This window comes from Pseudomonas paralactis (assembly GCF_001439735.1).
GTDB lineage: Bacteria > Pseudomonadota > Gammaproteobacteria > Pseudomonadales > Pseudomonadaceae > Aquipseudomonas > Aquipseudomonas paralactis.
The window spans coordinates 172479-195191 of sequence record NZ_JYLN01000001.1 but is presented as its reverse complement, the minus strand read 5'-3'; the positions used below and the strand labels follow the sequence as shown (position 1 = coordinate 195191).

Sequence of the window (22713 nt, the reverse complement as noted above, 5' to 3'; positions counted from 1 at the left end):
AATCTATAGCGGGAAAATCGCGTTGATCTGGCCGGTGCCCGAACTGCCGAACGGCGGCGTGATGATCTCGGCTGGCTGGGCATAATCCGGTCCACCCAACAGGCCCAGAAGCATGGCGGTGTCGTGCATCTTGCCTTCGCCAAAGCAGTGTTCGGCGTAGTCGGGCAGCATGGCGCAGAACTCTTTGAAGCGGCCTTGCTTCCACATCTCGACGACATGCAGGTCCATTTGCTTGTCGAATTCGCGGGTCCAGTTATGGATATTCGCTTCAGCCTGACGGTCATCGGAGAACCGATGGGACAGCGAGCCGGACGCCAGCACCAGCACCTTGCGGTCACTCTTTTCGATGGCCCGGCGCACGGCAGCGCCGAAGGTGAAGCTGTCTTCCAGGCGATGCCAGGCGCACCAGGCTGCGATGGAAATGACTTGGAGTTTTTGATCCTCGGGTACGCCCATATGCATGTAACGCATGGGCACCAGGGTGCCGTATTCCAGCTCCAGGCTCGGGATGTTGTGGGCCATGCTGCGCACGCCAGCCAGGTTGGCTTCGGCGGCGATCAGCTCGCCCAGCTCGGGGCAACCGGGGTAGGCGTAGTCCATGTTCTTGATAAAGTGCGGCAGCTCGTTGCTGGTGTAGGTGCCCTGGAACTGTTCGCCGCAGTTGACGTGATAGCCGCTGTTGACCAGCCAATGCACGTCGAACACCACCGCGGTGTCGGCCCCCAGTTCACGGGCGCGGCGACCGATTTCCTTGTGCCCGGCAATCGCCGCTTCGCGACAGCCGTGATGCTTGCCGGGCAGTTCCGACAGGTACATCGACGGTACGTGGCAGATCTTCGCTGCCAGAACCACTTCGCCCATGATGACTCTCCTGAATAATTATTCTTGTATGGCCTGTGAGGTCCCTGTGGGAGCTGGCTTGCCTGCGATGGCATCGACTCGGTACGGCTGAAGGACCGCGGTGTCTGCATCGCGGGCAAGCCCGGCTCCCACAGGAGGCTTGTTTGAGCCTGGGCTACACGCCCCAGCGCGGAATGTGATGACTGCCCATGGAAATACACACGTTCTTGATCTCGGCAAACACTTCGAAGCTGTACTGGCCACCCTCACGCCCGGTGCCCGAGCCTTTCACTCCGCCAAAGGGCTGGCGCAAATCGCGCACGTTCTGGCTGTTGATAAATACCATGCCCGCTTCAATACCGCGCGCCAGGCGATGGGCCTTGCCGATGTCCTGGGTCCAGATATAGGACGCCAGGCCGTATTCGGTGTCGTTGGCCAATTGCAGCGCTTCGGCTTCATCCTTGAACGGGATCAGGCACACTACCGGGCCGAAGATTTCTTCCTGGGCGATGCGCATCCGGTTATTCACGTCGGCAAACACCGTGGGCTGGATAAACTGGCCGCGGCTCAAGTGCGCAGGCAAGTTGGCCGGGCGCTCCAGGCCGCCGGCCAACAGCGTGGCGCCTTCCTCCAGGCCGATCTTGATGTAGCCGGTGACCTTGTCGTAATGGGCCTGGGTGATCATCGAGCCGACCTGGGTCTTGGGATCCTGCGGGTCGCCGACGATCAGACGCTTGGCCCGCGCCGCGAACTCGGCGACAAATTGCGGGTAGACGCTTTCCTGGATAAAGATCCGGCTACCGGCAGTGCAACGCTCGCCGTTCAGGGAGAAGATCGTGAACAGTGCGGCGTCGAGGGCGCGTTCCAGATCGGCGTCTTCAAAAATCAGCACCGGCGATTTGCCGCCCAGCTCCATGGAGTACTTTTTCAGGCCTGCGGTCTGCATGATTTTCTTGCCGGTGGCGGTGCCGCCGGTAAAGGAAATCGCCCGTACATCCGGGTGGCGTACCAGGGCATCACCGGCGGTGGCGCCATAGCCCTGGATCACATTGAGCACGCCATTGGGAATCCCGGCCTCCACCGCCAGGCGCCCCAGTTCATTGGCGGTCAGCGGCGACAGCTCCGACATTTTCAACACGGCGGTATTGCCCAGCGCCAGGCACGGCGCGGTTTTCCAGGTGGCGGTCATGAACGGCACGTTCCATGGCGACACCAACCCGCACACGCCTACCGGCTGGTAGAGGGTGTAGTTGAGCATCTGGTCGTCCACCGGGTAGGTGTGGCCGTCCATGCGGGTGCAGACTTCCGCAAAAAAGTCGAAGTTGTGCGAGGCACGCGGGATCAACACGTTCCTGGTCTGGTGGATCGGCAAACCGGTGTCCAGGGTTTCCAGCTCGGCCAGGCGTGGCACGTTCTGTTCAATCAATTCGCCGAGCTTGCGCATCAAGCGTGCGCGCTCTTTGGCCGGGGTGTTGGCCCACTTGGGAAACGCCTCCTTGGCCGCAGCCACGGCTTGCGCGACCTCTTCGGCGCCGCCGCTGGCCACCTCACCGATAGCCTCGCCGGTGGCCGGGTTGTAGTTGATAAAGGTGTCTTTGCTTTCGACCTCACGGCCGTTGATCCAGTGTTTGATCATGGTGCTCAAGCCTCTTTGCGCGCGGAGAAAAACTCCGTCTCACTGACAATACGGTTGACCAGGCGGCCCACACCTTCGACTTCCACCACGACCTCATCCCCCGGCACCACATCGGCCAGCCCCTCGGGCGTGCCGGTGGCGATCATGTCGCCCGGTTGCAGGGTCATGAAGCTGGACAGGTATTCGATGAGGTAGGGGATATCGAAAATCATGTCTTGGGTGCTGCCTTCCTGGCGCAGTTCGCCGTTGATCCAGGTACGCAATTTCAGGTTGCCTGGGTCGGGCACATCGGCCACGTCGACGATCCATGGGCCCACCGGGGTGGTGGCGTCGCGGTTTTTAACCCGCAGGTTGGGGCGGTAGTAGTTTTCCAGGTAGTCGCGGATTGCATAGTCGTTGCACACCGTGTAACCGGCCAGGTAGTCCAGGGCGTCGGCGCGCTTGACGTTGCGCGCGGTCTTGCCGATCACCGCCACCAGTTCGCACTCGTAGTGCATGTAGGCGACGCCATCCGGGCGCCAAGTGACTTGGCGGTGGCCGGTGTAGGTGCCGACCGACTTGATAAAGGCCAGCGGTTCGGTCGGCGGCGTAAAGGCCAGTTCGGCGGCGTGGTCGGCGTAGTTCAAGCCCAGGGCGAACATGTTGCCGGTGGCAGGCGGCAGCCATTGCACCTGATCCTCGGCAAGCCGCCGGCCATCGCCAAGGCGCACGCTGTGATCGTCGTCTACCTGCACGGCGTGGATTTGGCCTTCAAAACGGATACGTGCGCGCTTCATGCCAATGCCTCTGCCTGAACGATATTGAGCAAACGGCCAACGCCGGTGATGTCAACTTCAACGCGATCCCCCGGCTGCACATCCACGCGGCCCTCCGGTGTGCCGGTGATCAGCACATCACCGGGATGCAGGGTCATGAACTCGCTGATCTCGGCGATCAATTGCGGGATGTCGCGCACCCAATGTGCGGTGCAGTTTTGCTGGCGCAGCTCGCCATTGACGAAGAGCTTGAGGTCCAGCTGATTGGGGTTGGTCACTTGGTCCCGTGCGATCACTTGCGGGCCCAGGGCACAAAAGCCATCGCGGCATTTGGCCTTGACGGCAGGGCGGTAGTAGCTGTCTTCCGGCAGGCTGAATTCGTTGACCACCACATACCCGGCCACATGGGCCATGGCATTGTCCAGGCTGACGCGGCTGGCGCGCTGGCCTATCACCACGCCCAGCGCCGGGCCCGCTTGCAGGCGCTCGCCCGCAGGCTGCAGCACCACGCCGCCATGAGCATTGCGGGTGTTGGGCGTCTTGATAAACAACACCGGCTTGGTCGGCGGCTGCTGGTAGGGCGCCTGCTCGAAGGCGGCGAGATGCTGGTCCAGCAGGCCCTGGTAGTTCAGCGCAACGCCGAACAGGGTGCCGCTGGCAACATCATGCAGGGTACGGCTCATGCGTTTCTCCTGGCGGTGACGACGGCTGCGTAGGCAGTTCGTTAAGTTGTTAACGTTATAATTAATATGTTAACTACCGTCAAGCGTGGCAAACTCCGAAGGCATCACAACAACAAGAGGAGGGCCCCGTGCAGCCGATTCCCAACATCAACCTCGGGCAGGTCTACGACCAGCGTTACAGCGACGCCGAGGTGCATTACGACAAGCTGGGCAACCTGGCAGGTTTTTTCGGGCGCAATATGGCCGTGCATCGGCATGACCGGTTTTTCCAGGTGCATTACGTCAAGAGTGGCGCGGTGCGGGTGTATCTGGACGACCGCCAGTACGTCGAGGCGGGGCCGATGTTTTTTCTCACGCCGCCCACGGTGGCCCATGCCTTCGTCACCGAAGCCGATGCCGACGGGCACGTGCTGACGGTGCGCCAGCAGCTTGTGTGGGGCTTGATCGACGCCGACCCGAGCCTCGCCTCTGGTGCGGCGTGTGTGGCACTGGGGGACGATGCTGAGGGGCTGGAGCAACTTTTCGAAGAACTGTGCAGCGAGATCAACGCCGAGCGGGCAGGGCGCGCGGCCGCCCTCGACAGCCTGACGCGCCTGATCATGATCCGCCTGCTGCGCCTGTGCGCCCACGCCCTGCCGGCACGCCCGACGGCCCATGAAGACCTGCGCATTTTTCATCGCTTCAACGAACTGATCGAAGCCCATTACCTGGAGCATTGGCCGCTGGCGCGTTATGCCCAGGCCATCGGCGTGACCCAGGCGCGCCTCAATGAGGTGTGCCGACGCATCGCCGACCTGCCTTCCAAGCGCCTGATTCTTGAGCGCCTGATGCAAGAGGCCAAACGCTTGCTGTTGTTTACCGGCAGCTCCGCAAATGAAATCTGCTACCAGCTGGGGTTCAAGGACCCGGCGTATTTCAGCCGGTTTTTCCTGCGGTATGCGCAGATGACGCCGGGGGAGTATCGGCTGCGGCAGTCGGCGTTGCGTTGACGCGCCACGCGCCACCCAATGCGGTATACAAGTTCACCTCCGCTACCAGCTGCGCCAGCCTGTCCACGATCAACGCCTGTTGCGAACTGAACAGCGCACGCTGCGCATCCAGGAACGTCAGGTTGCTGTCCACGCCGCTGCGGTAGCGGTGTTGGGCCAGGTCGTAATAGGTCTGGTTGGCGGCGACGAAGTCCCGTTGGGCATCCAGTTGGTCGTTGAAGGTCTGGCGGGCGGCAAGGCCGTCGGCGACTTCCTGGAAGGCGGTCTGGATGGATTTTTCGTACTGGGCCACCGTGATGTCCTTCTGCAACCTGGCGTAATCGAGGCTGGCACGCAGGCTGCCGGCGTTGAAGATCGGCAGGTTGATTTGCGGCTGGAAGGTCCAGGTGCCCGAGCCGCCGTTGAACAAGCCCGACAGTTCCTTGCTGGTGCTGCCGGCGTTGGCCGTGAGGGTTACCGACGGAAAGAACGCAGCACGAGCGGCCCCGATATTGGCATTGGCCGCCTGCAACTGGTATTCGGCCTGGAGGATATCCGGGCGGCGCTGCAGCAGGTCGGAGGGCAAACCGGCGGGGACCCGTGCGACCAGGTCATCGGCCAGCGGGCGGGCGGGCAGGTGCTCATCCACCGGGCCGCCCACCAGCAACACAAGGTTGTTAAGGTCCTGGGCAACCTGGCGTTCATAGCGAGCGACGCTGGCGCGGGTGCTTTCCACCGCTGTACGGGCTTGCACTACCTCCAGCGCCGAGGCTTTGCCTGCGCTTTTGCTGCGGCTGGTCAACTGCCAGCTGTGGTCGTTGGCCTCCAGGGTTTGCTCGGCCAGGGCCAACAGCTCCTGATCAGCGCGCCAGGTCAGGTAGGCGTTGGCCACGTTTGCCACCAGGCTCAATTGCGCACTGCGCCGGGCTTCTTCGCTGCCCAGGTAAGTCAGCAACGCCTGTTCGCTGAGGCTGCGCACGCGGCCGAACAGATCCAGCTCATAGGCGCTCAGGCCCAAAGTGGCGGAATAATTGGAGGTAATCGCCGACTTGCCGGTGCCCGTCACTTCACCTGGCAATTTCTGGCGCTTGCCGGCGCCGCTGGCGGAGATCGCCGGGAACAGGTCTGCACGCTGAATACGATACTGCGCCTGAAACGCCTCAACATTCAGGGCCGCCACCCGCAGGTCGCGGTTGTTGACCAGGGCATCGGCAATCAACCGTTGCAGCGCCGGGTCGTGGAACAGCTGCTGCCAATCCGGGTTTGGCGACAGCGTGCCGGCCTGCGTCTGGCTGTACACGCCGCCTTGGGGATACTGCGCAGGCGTCGGCGCAGCGGGCCGCTGATACTCGGGGATCAGTGAGCAACCACCGAGCATCCAGGCCGCGCCGACGCAGCAAAGCAACCGTTTGTTCATCAGGAACCCACCATCCATTTGGCCAGGCCATGCCGACCACTCACGCCCAGCTTGGCGGCGGCGCGCTTGAGGTAGGTTTCGATGGAGCTGTTTTTTACACTGAGCTTTTCTGCGATCTGCGGCACGGTGCCGCCAGTCAGCAGGCCCAGGCACACTTCCTGCTCACGCGCCGAAAGGGTGATATCGCTCAGAGCCAGACGTTTGTAGAACTCGCGCTGCAATTGCGATTGTTCCAGCAGGGTGTGGGCCGGCTCAGCCTCGGTGTGCGGCACCTGGCGCAGCAGTTGCGCGTGCCGCTCCATCAATGGCAACAGGGTGTCCGACAAACACTTGAGAAACGACAACTCAGCCAGAGAAAACCCACGCTGGGTCGGTGGGCGGTAGAACGAAATCACACAACGCCGGTTCCCTTGGCGTGATACCAGGTTGCATTGGTGCGAACTGCCCAGCGGGTGCGCACTGTTGGCCTTGGCTTTCATCTGGATCAACAGCGGGTCTTGCATGCGCAGCATTTCGCGCATCAGCGGATGGTCGTTCAACGGGTGCAGTGTCTGGGGTACAGACAACTCCTTTTTCAGCCCGGCGCTGCCCAGTAGCTTGATGTCCAGCACGCTGTCGCGCAGCTCATCGAGCGTCCATTCGCTGAGGTCCACCAGGTGAATCGGCACCCATTTGTCCACCAGGTGCAACATGTCAGCGGCAAAACGTTCGTCGCCGCTGTTTGAAATCAACTCGCCCATTTCGGCATAAAAATGCGGGCCCTGTGTCTCGCCAATACTACGGGTCAGATTCATAGCCATCTCATCCTTGATGTCGAAAACCGTCTGCGCAAGCCCCGGGCTGTGGCGGAGCGATGCGTACTGCTTGAACGTGACTCGGCGTTCGAGATTTTATTTAGCCATATGGATTTGTCCTACGTATGTAGCGGAAACGAGGGACACAAGCTGCCATAGAATCTGCGCCATTATTCCGACGTCTGTGATCAATAAAACCGGCAACGAACGCGCGCTAAGTATTTTTAAATTTTATTAACTAGATGATATTTAAAGTAAAAGTATTAATGCTCGCAGAATTCCAAAGTGCCAGCATCGGTGAGATATAGCCAATCTCCTACAGCGCTTTAATCGTTTCAGCAGTGAACGCCCCGCCAAGCTCGTTCCATCCATTTGAATGTCCGGGTTTCAGGTGACAGACACCTGCGGCCCTCCATGCTCCAATCCGGCAAATTCGGCGTAATGGGCCACCTTGCGCGGCCAGTGCCTGACCCCCATGAGAAGGATCTTATGCAGTATTCCTCCCGCCAGCCGGCCAGCTTCCCCCTCACTGCCGCCCAACAGGACATCTGGCTTGATCAGATACGCGTGGGCGATTCGCCGCTGTACAACATCGGCGGCTATCTGGATGTCGCCGGCCCGGTGATGCCCGAGCGCATCCAGCAAGCCGTAGCGCAGCTGGTGGCCAGGCACGATGCGTTGCGTATTCAACTGCATACCGATGCCGAGGGGCTGGCGCGGCAAACCTTCGCCTCGGCACTGACGGTGGACGTGGCCTTGCATGACTTCGCGGCGTTATCCGACCCGTGCACCGCAAGCCTGGCCCTGATGCAGGCGCAAATGGCCCGACCGTTCATGATGAGCGGCGTGCCGCTGGTACGCGTCCTGTTGGTCAAACTCGACGACGACCACTACCACCTCGGTATCCAGGCCCACCACCTGATTCTCGATGGCTGGGGCTTCGGCCAGTTGGTGCAGTCCCTCGCGCAGCTGTACACCGCCCTGGAGCAGGACCGGCATGTGGAGCTGCTGGCACCGTCCTATATCGACTTTATCGACGCCGACCAGCACTACCTGCACTCGGCCCGTTACGCCCGTGACCGCGATTATTGGCTGGAAAAATTCCAGTTGCTGCCCGAGCCGCTGCTGACGCCCAAGCAAACCCCCAAGGTGTCGAGCAACACCTTCCTGGAAGCGTTCCCGGTGGCGCTGCTCAACCGTATGGAACAGGTGGCCAACCGCTGCCAGGCATCGGCCTTTCATGTGTTGCTGGCGGCGATGTATGTGTATTTCACCCGTACCAGCCAACGGCAGGAATGGGTAGTGGGGCTGCCGATTCTCAACCGCTCCAACGCACGTTTTCGCGCTACTGTCGGCATGTTTGCTCAGGTCAGTGCGGTGCGTTTCCAGTTCAGCGAGCGGTTGCCTTTTGGTGAACTGGTGCGTGGCGTACGCGATCAGCTCAAACAGGATTTTCGCCATCAGCGCTTCCCGTTAAGCGAGATGAACCGCGAGCTGGGCCTGCGTCGAAGCGATCGCGGGCAGTTGTTCGACCTGTCAGTGTCGTTCGAGCAGGACGACCATGACCTGCGCTTCGGTCAGGTGCAGGCGCGTGCAATCAAGGTGTCCAACCACCATGAGGCATTGCCGATCGCCATTCACCTGCGCAGCAACCGCTACCAGGACAGCGCGTGGCTGCACTGCGTCTACAACGAGGCGTACTTCCAGCACGACGAAGTCCAGGCGATGGCGCGCGGCTTCACCTGGCTGGTGGAGCAAGGGCTGGAAGACACCGGCTTGTCAGTGGGTGAATTTTCCATGCTGGCGCCTGAAGCGCAGGCTCGGCTGCTGCACTGGAACGCCACCGCACAACCCTACGCACTGACGCAAACCTTGCACCAGCGGATTGAAGCGCAAGCCGCACGCACGCCCGACGCCATTGCCGCGGTGTACCAGGGCCATCAACTGACCTACGCCCAACTTAACCGCCAGGCCAATGCCCTGGCGCATCAACTGTTGGCACACGGCGTACAGCCGGATGATCGCGTGGCCGTGCTGGCCCGACGCGGCCTGGACACGCTGGCGGGGTTGTTGGCGGTGCTCAAATCCGGCGCCTGCTACGTGCCGCTGGATCCGGCCCATCCTGCTGAACGCCTGGACTACCTGCTGCAGGACAGTGCGCCTGTGGCAATCCTGACCCAACAGGATTTGCACCAGCGTTTGCCCGTATCGGCGGTGCCGGTGCTCGCGCTGGAGCCTGCCACTGCCAGCATCGACAGTAACCCCGAGGTCGCGGTCTCGTCGTCAAACCTGGCCTATGTGATTTACACCTCCGGCTCCACCGGCTTGCCCAAGGGCGTGATGGTGGAGCACCACAGCGTCTCGAACCTGGTGGACTGGCACTGCCGGGCGTTCGGCCTGCACGCGGGCGGCCATACCGCCAGCGTCGCCGGCTTTGGTTTTGACGCCATGGCCTGGGAAATCTGGCCGGCGCTGTGTGTGGGGGCGACGCTGCACCTGCCACCGGCCCACGACGGTGCGGAAGATATCGATGGGCTGCTCGACTGGTGGCGCGCACAGCCATTGGACGTGTGTTTCCTGCCCACGCCTGTGGCCGAGTACGCCTTCAGCCAGCAGCTTGGGCATCCCACCTTGCGTACCTTGCTGATTGGTGGCGATCGCTTGCGCACGTTCACCCAGGCGCAGACGTTTGCGGTGATCAACAACTACGGCCCCACCGAAGCCACCGTGGTTGCCACCTCGGGCGCTGTCGAGGTGGGCCAGCCGCTGCATATCGGCGCGCCGGTCGCCAACGCCCAGGCTTATCTGCTGGATGCGCAACAACGCCCGGTGCCGATTGGCGCAGTGGGGGAGTTGTATGTGGGCGGCAAGGGCGTGGCGCGGGGGTATCTGAACCGTCCTGAACTGAATGCCGAACGCTTTTTGGACGACCCTTTCAACGGCGCGCGTATGTACCGCACCGGCGACCTGGCGCGCTGGCTGCCGGACGGTAACCTTGAGTACCTGGGGCGCAACGACGATCAGGTCAAAATCCGTGGTGTACGTATCGAGCTGGGGGAAATCGAGTCGGCTCTGGCCGCACACCCGGCCGTCAAGGACGCGGTACTGCAATTTCGCGACGGGCAATTGCTGGCCTGGTTTATCCCCCGCGAGCCAGTCGATATCCAGGCCCTGCGCACCCATCTGCAAGCCTCGTTGCCCGACTACATGGTGCCGGCGGCCTATGTTCGTCTTGAGGCGTTGCCCCTGACCGCCAATGGCAAGCTCGACCGCAAAGCCTTGCCCGCACCGACCCAGGAAGCCTTTGTCACTCGCCGCTTCGAAGCCCCACAGGGCGGGGTGGAAACCACCCTGGCGCAAATCTGGGCGCAGTTGCTGAACGTGCAGCCAGTAGGGCGCCACGACCACTTCTTCGAACTGGGCGGGCATTCGCTGCTGGCGGTGCAACTGGTGCAACGTATGCGCGAGGCCGGCCTGCACGCGGATGTGCAGGTGTTGTTCGGCCAGCCGACGTTGGCGGCGCTGGCGGCGGCGTGTGGCGGTACTGAAATGACGGTGCCAGACAATCGAATCCCGCCGGGCTGTTTGCATATCACCACCGACCTGCTCGTCTTGGCCGAGCTGGATCAACCCAGCCTTGACCGCATCGTTGCAAGCATCCCCGGCGGCGCTGCCAACGTGCAGGACATCTACCCGCTGGCGCCGTTGCAGGAAGGCTTGCTTTATCACCACATCACCGATGCACACGACCCATACCAGCAACAAGCGCTGTTCAGCTTTGAGCGCCGCGAGCAGCTGGATGCCTTCGCCCACGCCCTGCAACAGGTGATCGACCGCCATGACATCCTGCGTACCAGCCTGGTGTGGGATGCCCTTGAACAACCGATGCAGGTGGTATGGCGCCAAGCGCGATTGCGAGTCGAACCGCTGTGTGAGCCGGCTCAACCGCTGGACTTGCGTCAGGCGCCGCTGATGGCCCTGGACTACGCCCAAGAGCCTCACCATCAGCGCTGGGTCGCCAGGCTGTGCTTTCATCACCTGGTCAACGACGCCACCTCGACCACACTGTTGGTGGACGAGATCCGCGCCCATCTACTGGGCCAACAGACGCAACTGCCCGTGCCGGTGCCGTACCGCATTGTGGTGGCGCAAGCCCGATCAGCCGTGCGCCAGGCGGCACACGAGGCGTTCTTTCGCGAGCAGTTGGCGGCGGTGGATGAGCCGACCCTGGCGTTCGGCTTGCAGGAGCGTCAGGCCAAGCGTGCCGAGACCGAAGACGCCGAACGCCCGCTCAGCGACGCGCTCAACCTGCGCCTGCGCCGCCAGGCCCGCGCTTTTGGCGTGAGCGCCGCGAGCCTGTTCCACCTGGCCTGGGCCCAGGTGCTCAGCCGTGTGGCGAGTCGCGACGATGTGGTGTTCGGCACCGTATTGCTTGGCCGCTTGCAAGCAGGCGAGGGGGCCGAGCGGGCGCTGGGCATGTTCATCAATACCTTGGCGCTGCGCTTGCGTCTGGCCGGGCAAAGCGTGGTGGATGCGCTGCATCACACCCATACACAACTGAGCGCCTTGCTCGCCCATGAACAAGCCTCCCTGGCGTTGGCCCAGCGTTGCAGTGGCGTGTCTCCGTTGTTCAACAGCCTGCTCAATTACCGCCACACCTCGGCCGATCCCGAACTTAAGCTGGTGCCGGGCATGGCCTTGCTCAGCAGTGAAGACATCCTCAGTTACCCGCTGATGTTGACGGTGGACGACGTGGCCAGCGGCTTCCGGCTCAAGGCCAAGGCGCCGCGTTCAGTGAGTGCCGAGCGGGTGCTTGGCTACCTGGACACGGTGCTCAACGGCCTGGTGGATGCCCTTGAACAGGCGCCGAAAATGCTGCTGCGTGATGTACAGGTGCTGCCTGCCAGCGAGTTGCACACTCAGTTGGTGCACTTCAACGCCACCGTCACGGACTACCCGCAAACCCTCACCGTCCAGGCGCTGTTCGAAGCTCATGCGCGGGACATTCCCGATGCCATCGCGGTGCAGGCCGGCGAACAGCAACTGACCTACCGCGAACTCAACGAACGCGCTAATCAACTGGCCTTTCACTTGCGCAAGCATGGCGTACAGCCCGACGCGCGGGTGGCGTTGTGTGTGGAGCGCGGGTTGGAGCTGGTGGTGGGGTTATTGGCCATTCTCAAGGCGGGCGGTGCCTACGTGCCCCTCGACCCGGGCTACCCTCGCGAACGCCTGGCCTACATGCTTGCCGACAGCCAGCCGGTGGCGCTGCTGGTACACGGTGCTACCCGCGAAGTGCCGGGCGAGGTTGCAATCCCCGTGATTGACTTCGACCACTGCACCTGGAGCCAGGCGCCGACCGACAATCCATCGGTACCGGGTTTGAGCGTCGCCAACCTGGCCTACGTGATGTACACCTCGGGCTCCACCGGCACCCCCAAGGGCGTGATGATCGAACATCGCGGCCTGGGTAACCTGCTGCACTGGGGCTCGCAATTGTGCCCCGACGCCGCAGGCGGCGCCTTGTTGCAGCGCGCGCCATTCAGCTTTGACGGTTCGGTGTGGGAACTGTTCTGGCCATTGAGCAACGGTATGCGCATGGTGCTGGCGCGGCCCGAGGGGCATCGTGAACCTGCGTACCTGGCCCAGTTGATTCGCGAGCAGCAGATCCGCGTGATCAAGTTTGTGCCGGCGATGTTGCAGCAGTTTCTTGAGCTGGACGAGTCGGCGCTGTGCACCAGCCTCACCGATGTGTTGTGCGGCGGCGGCGAACTGACCGAAGCCCTGGCGCGTGGCGTGCAGGCGCGCTTGCCCAAGGTGCGCTTGCACAACGTCTACGGCCCTACCGAAGCCACGGTCGACAGCAGCGCCTGGACCCTCGAACCCGGCGCGCCGGTGCCTGCGGTGCAATTGCCCATTGGCCGCCCGATCAACAACACCCGCCTGTACGTGTTGGACGCCCATGACGCGCCGGTGCCCATGGGCATCAGCGGTCAACTGCATATCGGTGGTGTGGGCGTAGCCCGCGGCTACCTGGGGTTGGAGCAGATGACCGCCGAGCGCTTTATCGACAGCCCCTTCGTTGCCGGTGACCGCCTGTATCGCACGGGCGATCTGGTGCGCTACCTGCCGGACGGCAATCTGGAATTCCTCGGGCGCAATGACTTTCAGGTCAAACTGCGCGGCGTGCGCCTGGAACTGGGAGAGATCGAAGCACGCCTGAGCGCACACCCGGCGTTGCGGGAAGTGGCGGTACTGATCCGCGATGAGCGCCTGGTCGCCTACTTTACCCTGCGCGGCCAGGCGCCGAGCCTGGAGGCTTTACGCGCCCATGTGCTGGAACAACTGCCGGAAATTATGGTGCCGGCCGCCTTCGTACAACTCGATGCACTGCCGCTGAACCCTGCAGGCAAACTCGACCGCAAGGCCCTGCCGGCGCCCGGCCTGGACGCCGTGCTCAGCCGTGCCTACGAAACGCCTCAGGGGGAGGTGGAAACCTTGATGGCCGGCATCTGGGCCGACGTGTTGAAACTGGAACGGGTAGGGCGCCACGACCACTTCTTCGAACTGGGCGGGCACTCGCTGCTGGCAGTCAACCTGGTAGCTCGCCTGCGCAAGGCCGGGCTGGAAGTGGATGCACGCACCTTGTTCAGCCAGCCAACCCTGGCGCAACTCGCGGCCAGGACGGTGGCGCAGGTCCAGCGCGTTGAAGTACCGCAAACCGCCATCCCCGCCCTCAACCGCCGCCGACGGATCTGAGTATTGGAATGCCTTCAATGTGTGTGGGGCGGCAGGCCATATGCCTGTAGGAGCGAGCTTGCTCGCGAAAAAACCATAAGCGCCGCGTTTATTCAGGAAACACGCGTTATCGTTGACGTTTTTCGCGAGCAAGCTCGCTCCTACAGACATTACGGCTTGCCCCCGATAGCGGAGTGTCAGCAGCAGATATATCAACTGACCCGGCGCCATCGGGGGCAAGTCGAGTCGTCGCACCGCCCCTCCCACATTTCTTCGAGCAGCTCGCCACAATCGAGCGCCGTGGCTCAGGCTCTGTCGAGCAAGAGCAACGCATCTTCAAAACGGGATTGCTCCCACAGTCTCAGCGTGGCATCGGAACAAACGCCACGCTCCCCTCCTCACGCTTCTGAAACAAGCGTTCGCCATTATCCGATTGTGTGGTGACCACTCGATGATCCACGCCCAGAAACGCCAGCGGCATCGGATCTTCTCGGGAGTACTGCGCGACGACAATCGTGTGTTGCGGATCGAACCTTTGGCCGCTGGTCTTTTCCAGCCAGGCCATGAACGCGGCGCTGTCGCCCTGGCGGGGGTAGTTCTGGGTTTCGCTGACGTAGTAGAAGGGTTTGCCGTGGTTTTGCAGGTACATGGGCAGCTTGTTATCGACCTCTACCAGCACCATTTGCCATTGGTTCCACGGTGCGCTTTTCACGGCTTGGGCTTGCACATCCTCGGCGAAGCGGGTCACGCCGCCGTTGCCGGTGGTCCAGGGGTAGATCACGCCCAATACCAGCAAGAGCACGCCTGCGCTGATGCCGAAGCCCTTTTGCCAGCGCGGCCAGCTCGCCGGTTTTTGTTGCAGGCGTTCGCTCAGCCACCAGGCAGCGAGCAGTTGTGCAAACGGCACCAGCGGCAGTACGTAATAGCTTCGGCGGCTGCCGCTGGCGGTGAAGAATACAAACAACAGGCCCAGGCCCCACACCAGCCAGCGCACGTTGGGCGGGGTGTGGCGCCAGTGCCGCACCGCCAACCACAAACCCGATAGCCAGCAGGGAGCCCAGGGCAGGGTGTAGACCGGCAGGTAGATCAGGTAGGTGTAGATCGGCCCCATGTGATCGAAGGGGTTGAAGAAACGCACCACGTTTTCCCTGAACACCAACTCCAGACCGCTCTGGCCATAGAACGGCGTGCTGTAGTGGTGGGACAGTACGAAGGGAATCGCGTAAAACGCCGCGGCGATCAGCATGGCCAACGGCAGGCGCAGATTGAGGTGGCGCTTGTAGCGCTGCTCGCTGAGCACGTGTGGCAACAGCACCAGCCCCGGCAGCACAAAACCGATCAAGCCCTTGAACAATGACGTCGCCGCCAGCAACAGAAAAAACACTGTGTAGCGACCCAGTCGGGTATCTTCCGGCCCGCGCCAATACCACCACACGGCGGCCAGCACGCCGCACACGGTCAGTATGTCGGCGGTGGCGACCCTGGCCCAGAACAGGAAGTAGAAGGTGGTGGCGAGCATCCAGCCGGCGATCAAGCCTGTGCCTTTGCGAAACAGCCGTTCGCCGATCAGGTACACCAGCCAGATGCTCAGCCACGCCGCAATCACCGATGACAGGCGCAATGACCACGGGCCAAGGCCGCCCATCAAATGGGCGAAACCGGTGATCAGCCAGTAGGAGGGCAGGGGTTTATCGTAATACGGCGTGCCTTTGAGATACGGGTCGAAGTAATCACCGCTTTGCAGCATCTGCAAGGCGATGTTCGCCCAGCGCGTCTCCGGCCCCCACAGGTCTCGGCTGCCCAGGCCCAGCAACAAAAGCAAGGCCGAGACGCCCAGCAGTAAGACCAGGGCGCCGCGTTCGGTTTTCCATAGGCTCATGGTCTGTTCCTGCAACGGCGATCAAGGGTGTTGGGGGTAAATCGTCAGTACCAGGTTGCCTTTGCGATAGCGCTTGCCGCCGGGCGGCAACTGTCCTTCTTCGCGGTGTTCGCTGGTGCTGTGCACTCGCATCAGCACGGCCACCGAACCTCGCTCGCGGGCCTCGGCCAACCAGGCTTGCACGTTGTCGAGCGTGACCTTGCGGTGCGCCGCCTCTTCGTAATGCAAGCCGTAGCGCAGTTCGCCCTCGGTACCGTAAAACGCCACCTCTGGCTCGCGCAGGCGCCATGACAACGCCGACGCCAGGCCCAGTTCGTTGCTCAGCAAAGCACGGGTGTGTTGCAGTTCGTCCAGGTGCTCAAGCACGAACTGATCAGGCATTTCGTTATCGGCGATCAACTGCGGCATTCCCGCCGGCAGCAGGGCCACCAGCAAGCCAATGCCCAGCGCCGGCATCGCCCACAGCGTCAGCGGGCGCACCGCTTGCAACAGGTTGGCGAGGATCCAGCCCAGCAGCACGATAAACGCCAGGGACAGGCTGAACATCTCCGCGTGGCTGTTGCTGTACAGCGGGTCAGTGATTTGCAGGTAAATCAGCCCGACCATGGCGGCCATGCCGAGGACGAAATTGACCGCGCCGTTGATCACAATCGTACGGGCCTTGTCTTGCTTGATCAGGTCGATCAAGCCGTGGCCCATCAACAACGCCAGAGGCAACAGGCAGGGCATGATGTAGGTCGGCAGCTTGCCGTTGCTCAGGCTGAAAAAGCCCAGGGGCAGCAGCAACCACAGGCCGAGAAAGGCGATTGCCGGTTGGCGTTTTTCTTTCCAGGCCTTGCACAGTGTCGTCGGCAGCAGCGCGGCCCACGGCAGGCACGCCACCACCATGATCGGCAGGAAAAACCAGAAGGGCCGCGCATGTTGTGCGTTGTCGGAGGCGAAGCGGCGAATGTGCTCATGCCAGAAGAAAAAGCGCCAGTAATCCGGTTCCCGCACATGAATGGCCAATGCCCACGGCAGGCAAACCAGCACCGCGACCACAATCGCCAACGGTCCGTAGCGCAGCAGCTCGCCGACGCGGCGCTGCCAGATCAGGTAAGGCACCGCGACCAATACCGGCAGCAGCCACGCCAGAAACCCCTTGGTCATGAACCCCATGCCGCACGCCAGCCCCAATAATGCCCAGCACCCCAATCGCCCGCGTAAGGAAGGGCTGTCGAGGGCAAACCACAGGGCGACCAGGCTCAGGTTGACCCATAAGGTGAACTGCGGATCCAGGTTGGAATAGCCCGCTTGCCCGGCCACCAGCCCAAAGCTCATGTAGAGCAGTGCGCAGGCGAAGCTTTTACGTGGGTCGTTCCACAGGCGCCGCGCGATCAGGTAGGCCAACAGCACACTCAACGCCGTGGCCAGCACCGAGGCGATGCGCACGCCGAACAGGTTCTCGCCAAACACCGCCTGGCCCAGCGCGATCAGCCAATAACCCGCGGCGGGCTTTTCGAAATAACGCACGCCCATAAAGTGCGGCGCTACCCAGTTGCCGCTCATCAGCATTTCCTGGCTGACCTGGGCGTAGCGGGTTTCATCCGGGATCCACAGGCCGTGAAAACCCAGGGGCAGCAAGAAGAAAACGGCAAAACCCAGAATTAACCAGGACAGAGGATTCAAGCGCGTCATGAGTACGTCGCTCCATGACGTTCTATCAGGTGCAGTGTGCGTATTAAGTTAATCGGGCCGAGCATCAGAATGTTCACTGAATCGAAATGAAGGGGTAGCCTAACTAAGAGGCGCAACTAAACATGCCAGAGCGGGGCTGTCGTTTTGCTGAACGTAATAGCTGCTGGATATGTAAATAAGTGTAATTAAAGTTGTTTAAGTACTGCGGCCCATTCCTGGCTTTTCAGAGTGCCGATAACTTCCAGGCTGCCGTTGGGCAAAGCTTTGGCGAACAGCGCACTGCCGTATTCGGCGGCTGCAGCGTGGGGAAAGCCCAAGCTTGTCTGAAGGTCGCTGATGCAGCCGCTATGGGTGATCAGCATCAGGTTGCGCCCAGGGTGTTTGTGACTGAGGATTTCCTTTGCAATTGCATCCCCACACAGGGCAAGTGGCGCCGCGGAAAGCTCGGTCTTGCCAAACATGAACAGTGCGGTTTGGGCGGTACGTGTGGCAGAGCTGCTCAACACGTCGGTTGCCTCCATGCCTAATGAATCAAAGGCTTTGCCCATTTCGCTCGCGCGTTGCGTGCCCAGAATCGTGAGGCCGTGGGCCGGTCCAAAACAGGGGTTTTCCGAGCGGTCGCAGCGTTCTTCATGGCGCACCAGCACCACTACGTCGCCCTGGCGCCAGCTGGCGAGCACCCCGGAGGTGACCAGGCGATTGCCGACGCCCAGGTCGAGTGGTGAAGAGGGCCATAACAGAAAACCTGCCAGCAGCAGGCTGGTCATGGTGATGCCCAGCATGTGCAGGCGGTATTTTTTCAGGCGCTTTAACCTTGCCCATTTGGGTTTTGGGTTGGCCAGGATCATGTCTGCCACGCTGTTAACCCTCGGTGCTCTAGTTGTGTTTATAAAAGGTGCAGTTAGCCGGTTTTGGAGCAGCAGCCTGTCACAGTACTGCTGTCTTTTTGCTGAACATTTGCGTCGTGAAAAGTGTGAGGGCAGGCAACTAACAAGTTGGGACTTATCACCACTGTGAACGCACTTTAAAGTGCCGGGGATGGGCGGGCAGTGAAAACCATGTGAAAAATTTGCGTGGGCATTGCCCTCAGCCGTTATTCTCAACGGCAGTCTTTCAAGTGAGCGTTCCTATGTTGCAGGTGCAAGGGGTTATCAAACACTACGCCACTCCCCAAGGTCCGCTGGCCGTGCTGGCCGGTGTCGATCTGTCCCTGGGGGCGCGCAGCAGCCTGGCGCTGATGGGCGAGTCGGGCAGTGGCAAAAGTACCTTGCTGCACCTGGTGGCCGGCCTGGATCGGGTCGACGGCGGCAGCATCCGCATCGGCGAGCAGCGTTTGGACCAGCTCAACGAAGGGCAACTGGCCCATTGGCGCCGCACCGAAATCGGCCTGGTGTTCCAACAGTTCAACCTGATCGGCAGCTTGCGCGTGGAAGACAACCTCGCCTTCCAGGCGCGTCTGGCGGGGCGTTTCGATCCGCATTGGCAGGCGCAGCTGGTGGAGCGCCTGGGGCTGGGCGACTTGCTCAAGCGTTATCCGGAGCAACTGTCCGGCGGTCAGCAGCAGCGGGTGGCGGTAGGGCGGGCACTGGCCTCGCGCCCGGGTTTGCTGTTGGCTGATGAGCCCACCGGCAACCTGGACGAAACCACCAGCGATGAAGTGCTGCAGTTGTTGTTGGATCTGCTGCGCGACAGCCCCACCAGCCTGTTGATGGTCACCCACAGCCCACGCCTGGCCGCACGCCTGGACCAGCAAGTGTTGCTGCACCATGGCCGCGTCGTACCGATGGACGCGCGCTGAGATGGCGGTGTTCTATTGGGCGTTGCGTGCCTTGTTGAGCCACTGGCGACGCCACCCGGTGCAGTTTTTCAGCGTGCTGACCGGCCTGTGGCTGGCGACCGCATTATTGACGGGCGTGCAGGCCCTCAACAGCCAGGCGCGGGACGGCTACGCGCGCGCCAGCCAATTGATTGGCGGCGAACCGCAGGCCAGCTTGAGCGCACCGGACGGCGCCGCCTTCCCTCAGGCGCTGTTTGCACAGCTGCGCCGCGCCGGGTGGCCGGTGTCACCGGTGGTGCAGGGGCGAGTCGTACTCCAGGGGCATGAAGAGCAACGGCTGCAATTGATGGGCATCGAGCCGGTATCGTTACCCGGTAGCGGCAGCGTGGCGGGGCAGCGTTTGAGTCAGGCGCAAATGCTGGCGTTTTTCCAGGCGCCGGGGCGTACCTGGATTGCCGCGCAAACCCTGGAAGCGCTCGGCTTGCGCGCAGGCGAACAACCGCTGACGGCCAACGGGCAGCGCTTGCCGCCGTTGCAGGTTCAGCCGGATATGGCTCCCGGTACGCTGCTCACCGATATCGGGTTTGCCCAACCCTTGCTGGACATGCAGGGGCGGCTGTCGCGCTTGCTGCTGGATAACGCTTTCGCCGCCCGCCATCCCCAGCCGCCCGCCGGTTTGCAACTCAAGCAGGGCGAGGACAACAACCTCTCACGCCTTACCGAAAGCTTTCACCTGAACCTCGATGCCTTGGGCTTTTTGTCCTTCGTGGTGGGGCTGTTCATCGTGCACGCAGCCATCGGCCTGGCCCTGGAACAACGTCGAGGCCTGCTGCGCACCCTGCGTGCCTGCGGGGTCAGTGCGCGAATGCTCATCCTCAGCCTGGGGGTTGAACTGGGATTTCTGGCGTTGCTGGGCGGCTTGCTCGGGGTTGCCAGTGGTTACCTGTTGGCCAGCCTGTTGCTGCCGGATGTCGCCGCCAGCTTGCGCGGCCTGTACGGGGCCGAAGTGGCAGGCCAACTGAGCTTGAGCCCCGGGTGGTGGCTGGCAGGGCTGGGCTTGAGCCTGCTCGGTGCCGTGCTCGCCGGGGCCAGCAGCCTGTGGCGTGCGGCGCGTTTGCCGTTGCTGGCGCTGGCCAATGCCCAGGCCTGGCATGAGGCCCATGGACGCTGGTTGCGGCGCCAGGGTTGGGTTGCTGTCACAGCGCTCCTCATCGCGTTGCTGGCCCTGGGATTAGGCAACAGCCTGGCCGCCGGGTTCGTGCTGATGGCGGCCTTGCTGCTGGGCGCTGCACTGAGTTTGCCGGTGCTGCTCAATGCGCTGTTGAAAGGCGTGCTGGGGCGCAGTCGTTCGGTGCTGGGCCAATGGTTTCTCGCCGACTGTCGCCAGCAGCTGCCAGCCCTGAGCCTGGCCCTGATGGCGCTGCTGTTGGCGCTGGCGGCGAATATCGGCGCCGGCTCCATGACCTCGGGTTTTCGCCAGACCTTCAACCATTGGCTGGAACAACGTCTAACCGCCGAGCTTTACCTCAACCCGCAAAATCCGGCCCAGGCGCAGCAACTGCACAGCTGGTTGGCCCAGCAGCCCTTGGTGCAGGCGGTGCTGCCCAGCTGGCAGGTCGCGGTGCAGTTGCAAGGCTGGCCGGCAGAAGTGTTTGGTGTGGTCGACAACCCCACCTACCGTCAGCACTGGCCGCTGCTGGAGGCAGCGAGCACGCCCTGGGACCGCTTGCTGCAAGATGACAGCGTGATGCTCAGCGAGCAGTTGGCGCGGCGCTTGAACGTGCGCCTGGGCGACAGGGTTCAAGTCCCCACGCCCCAGGGCACATGGGCGCCGACAATCGTCGGGATCTACGCCGACTATGGCAACCCCAAGGGCCATCTGCTGGTCAACGCCAGGCACCTGCTGATTCACTGGCCGACGCTGTCACCGGTGCGTTTCAACCTGCGGGTGGCGCCGCAGGATGTGCAGCTCCTGATAGGTGAAGTGCAGCGTGAGTTTGCCCTGGAAGACAGCCGTATTGTCGATCAACAACAACTCAAGGGTTGGTCCAGCCAGGTCTTCGAGCGCACCTTCGCTGCCACCGCTGCGTTGAACAGCCTGACCCTGGGCGTGGCGGGCGTGGCGCTGTTCATCAGCCTGCTGACCCAGAGCCAGAGCCGCCTGGGGCAACTTGCGCCGCTGTGGGCGCTGGGGGTGACGCGTCGCCAACTGATGCTGCTCAACCTCGGCCAGACCTGGCTGCTGGCGGTACTGACGCTGGTCCTGGCGCTGCCGTTGGGGCTGTTGCTGGCGTGGTGCCTGGATGCAGTGATCAACGTCCAGGCGTTCGGCTGGCGCCTGCCGTTGCAGGTATTCCCCGGGCAGCTTGCGCAGTTGATGGGGCTGGCGATGCTGGCGACATTGCTGGCCTCGGCCTGGCCGCTATGGCAGCTCTACCGCAGCCGCCCGGCGGATTTGTTGAGGACCTTTGCCCGTGAAGATTAAAGCGTGGGGGTGGGTGGTGGTGTTGCTGTTGAGTGCTTGCGACAAGCCGCCCGCGCCCGAGGAAAGCTTCGCCGGGCTGGGCAGCGATGCGGCGGAGTTTGCCCAGGTGGTCCCCGGTAAAGTCTTCAGCTTCCCCGAAGATCACGGCCCGCACCCAGGCTTTCGCATCGAATGGTGGTACGTCACCGCCAACCTCAAGGACGCCCGGGGCAACGTCTTCGGCGTGCAATGGACCTTGTTTCGCAACGCTGTAAATGCCGGGGCGATGCCACCGGGCTGGCGCGACTCCACGATCTGGCTCGGCCACGCCGCCGTCACCAGCGCCACACGCCACTACGCCGCCGAACGCTTCGCCCGGGGTGGCGTCGGCCAGGCCGGGGCGCAGGCGCTGCCGTTCAATGCCTGGATCGATGACTGGAACTTCGCCACCCGCCCAGGCGCCACCAGCGCGCTGGCCGATATGCAACTCAAGGCCAATGGCGCGCAATTCGCCTACGACCTGCAACTGACCTCCAGTCGCCCGTTGGTGCTGCAAGGCGACAACGGCTACAGCCGTAAATCCGACCAGGGCCAGGCGTCTTACTACTACAGCCAGCCGTTTTTTACCGCCACCGGCAGCGTGAGCATCGACGGCCAGAGGTACGAAGTCAGCGGCCGGGCCTGGCTCGACCGCGAATGGAGCAGCCAACCCCTGGCCGCCAGCCAGACCGGCTGGGACTGGTTCTCCCTGCACCTGGACCGGGGCGAACAGCTGATGCTCTTTCGCGTGCGGGACAAAGACGGCGGCGGGTATCTCACCGGCACCTGGATCGACGCCCAGGGCCGCACCGAGACCCTGCATAACGCAGATATTCAACTTGTACCGCTGACCAGCACCGAGATCGACGGGCGCAGCATTCCCACGCGCTGGTCGCTGAAGATCCCCGGCAAACAACTGGACATCACCACCGAGGCGCTCAATCCGAAGGCGTGGATGAACCTGGGGATTCCCTACTGGGAAGGGCCGGTGAAGTTCGAAGGTGGGGTGGGGTATTTGGAGATGACGGGGTATTAGGGCGTCTTCT

At 62.5% G+C, this 22713-nt stretch carries 14 protein-coding genes; 5 read left to right on the top strand and 9 right to left on the bottom strand.

All coding sequences use genetic code 11. The annotated features are described in order from the left end of the window. Nucleotides 1–3: 3 nt before the first annotated feature. The 4 genes from hpaD to TX23_RS00795 form a co-directional block, all read right to left on the bottom strand. Nucleotides 4–861 (bottom strand): 3,4-dihydroxyphenylacetate 2,3-dioxygenase, encoded by an 858-nt coding sequence (hpaD, locus tag TX23_RS00810; RefSeq protein ID WP_057700604.1) that lies wholly within the window; start codon nucleotides 859–861, stop codon nucleotides 4–6. A 154-nt stretch (nucleotides 862–1015) separates the two neighbouring features. Further along, nucleotides 1016–2476, bottom strand: coding sequence for a 5-carboxymethyl-2-hydroxymuconate semialdehyde dehydrogenase (gene hpaE, locus TX23_RS00805; RefSeq protein ID WP_057700603.1), 1461 nt, complete (start codon nucleotides 2474–2476; stop codon nucleotides 1016–1018). A gap of 5 nt (nucleotides 2477–2481) precedes the next feature. After that, a complete protein-coding gene (locus tag TX23_RS00800) occupies nucleotides 2482–3252 on the bottom strand; it encodes a fumarylacetoacetate hydrolase family protein (protein ID WP_020301325.1) in 771 nt (256 codons plus the stop codon). Further along, entirely contained in the window at nucleotides 3249–3914 is a 666-nt protein-coding gene (locus TX23_RS00795) for a fumarylacetoacetate hydrolase family protein (RefSeq protein ID WP_057700602.1), read from the bottom strand. The genes TX23_RS00800 and TX23_RS00795 overlap by 4 nt, the downstream gene beginning before the upstream one ends. A gap of 128 nt (nucleotides 3915–4042) precedes the next feature. Here TX23_RS00795 and hpaA point away from each other — a divergent pair, with 128 nt between their 5' ends. Beyond that, on the top strand, nucleotides 4043–4903 hold the full coding sequence (hpaA, locus tag TX23_RS00790; protein WP_057700601.1) for a 4-hydroxyphenylacetate catabolism regulatory protein HpaA: 861 nt from the start codon (nucleotides 4043–4045) through the stop codon (nucleotides 4901–4903). Here hpaA and TX23_RS00785 read toward each other — a convergent pair. Together TX23_RS00785 and TX23_RS00780 are read right to left on the bottom strand one after the other, a co-directional pair. Beyond that, nucleotides 4830–6299 (bottom strand): efflux transporter outer membrane subunit, encoded by a 1470-nt coding sequence (locus tag TX23_RS00785; RefSeq protein ID WP_057700600.1) that lies wholly within the window; start codon nucleotides 6297–6299, stop codon nucleotides 4830–4832. The genes hpaA and TX23_RS00785 overlap by 74 nt on opposite strands. Then, nucleotides 6299–7093, bottom strand: a complete 795-nt coding sequence (locus TX23_RS00780; RefSeq protein WP_057700599.1) for a helix-turn-helix transcriptional regulator — start codon at nucleotides 7091–7093, stop codon at nucleotides 6299–6301. The genes TX23_RS00785 and TX23_RS00780 overlap by 1 nt, the downstream gene beginning before the upstream one ends. Nucleotides 7094–7582: 489 nt before the next feature. Here TX23_RS00780 and TX23_RS00775 point away from each other — a divergent pair, with 489 nt between their 5' ends. Beyond that, a complete protein-coding gene (locus TX23_RS00775) occupies nucleotides 7583–13852 on the top strand; it encodes a non-ribosomal peptide synthetase (RefSeq protein ID WP_057700598.1) in 6270 nt (2089 codons plus the stop codon). Nucleotides 13853–14192: 340 nt separating this feature from the next. Here the strand turns inward: TX23_RS00775 and TX23_RS00770 are convergent, their stop codons facing one another. From TX23_RS00770 to pmrG, 3 genes are all read right to left on the bottom strand, one after another. Beyond that, nucleotides 14193–15710, bottom strand: a complete 1518-nt coding sequence (locus TX23_RS00770; protein ID WP_057700597.1) for an ArnT family glycosyltransferase — start codon at nucleotides 15708–15710, stop codon at nucleotides 14193–14195. A 21-nt stretch (nucleotides 15711–15731) separates the two neighbouring features. Next, nucleotides 15732–17387: a lipid IV(A) 4-amino-4-deoxy-L-arabinosyltransferase gene (gene arnT, locus TX23_RS00765; RefSeq protein ID WP_057700596.1), complete on the bottom strand. Its 1656-nt coding sequence runs from the start codon at nucleotides 17385–17387 to the stop codon at nucleotides 15732–15734. Between the two features lie 185 nt (nucleotides 17388–17572). Then, nucleotides 17573–18235, bottom strand: a complete 663-nt coding sequence (gene pmrG / locus TX23_RS00760; RefSeq protein ID WP_057700595.1) for a lipopolysaccharide core heptose(II)-phosphate phosphatase PmrG — start codon at nucleotides 18233–18235, stop codon at nucleotides 17573–17575. A 281-nt stretch (nucleotides 18236–18516) separates the two neighbouring features. Between pmrG and TX23_RS00755 the strand changes: the two genes are divergently transcribed. The 3 genes from TX23_RS00755 to TX23_RS00745 are packed head-to-tail and all read left to right on the top strand — an operon-like array spanning nucleotide 18517 to nucleotide 22703. After that, on the top strand, nucleotides 18517–19185 hold the full coding sequence (locus TX23_RS00755) for an ABC transporter ATP-binding protein (RefSeq protein ID WP_057700594.1): 669 nt from the start codon (nucleotides 18517–18519) through the stop codon (nucleotides 19183–19185). 1 nt (nucleotide 19186) lies between these two features. Then, nucleotides 19187–21649 (top strand): ABC transporter permease, encoded by a 2463-nt coding sequence (locus tag TX23_RS00750; RefSeq protein WP_057700593.1) that lies wholly within the window; start codon nucleotides 19187–19189, stop codon nucleotides 21647–21649. Continuing rightward, nucleotides 21639–22703 carry a lipocalin-like domain-containing protein gene (locus TX23_RS00745; RefSeq protein WP_057700592.1) on the top strand — a complete coding sequence of 355 codons (1065 nt, stop codon included), beginning with the start codon at nucleotides 21639–21641 and terminating at the stop codon, nucleotides 22701–22703. The genes TX23_RS00750 and TX23_RS00745 overlap by 11 nt, the downstream gene beginning before the upstream one ends. Nucleotides 22704–22713: the final 10 nt, after the last annotated feature.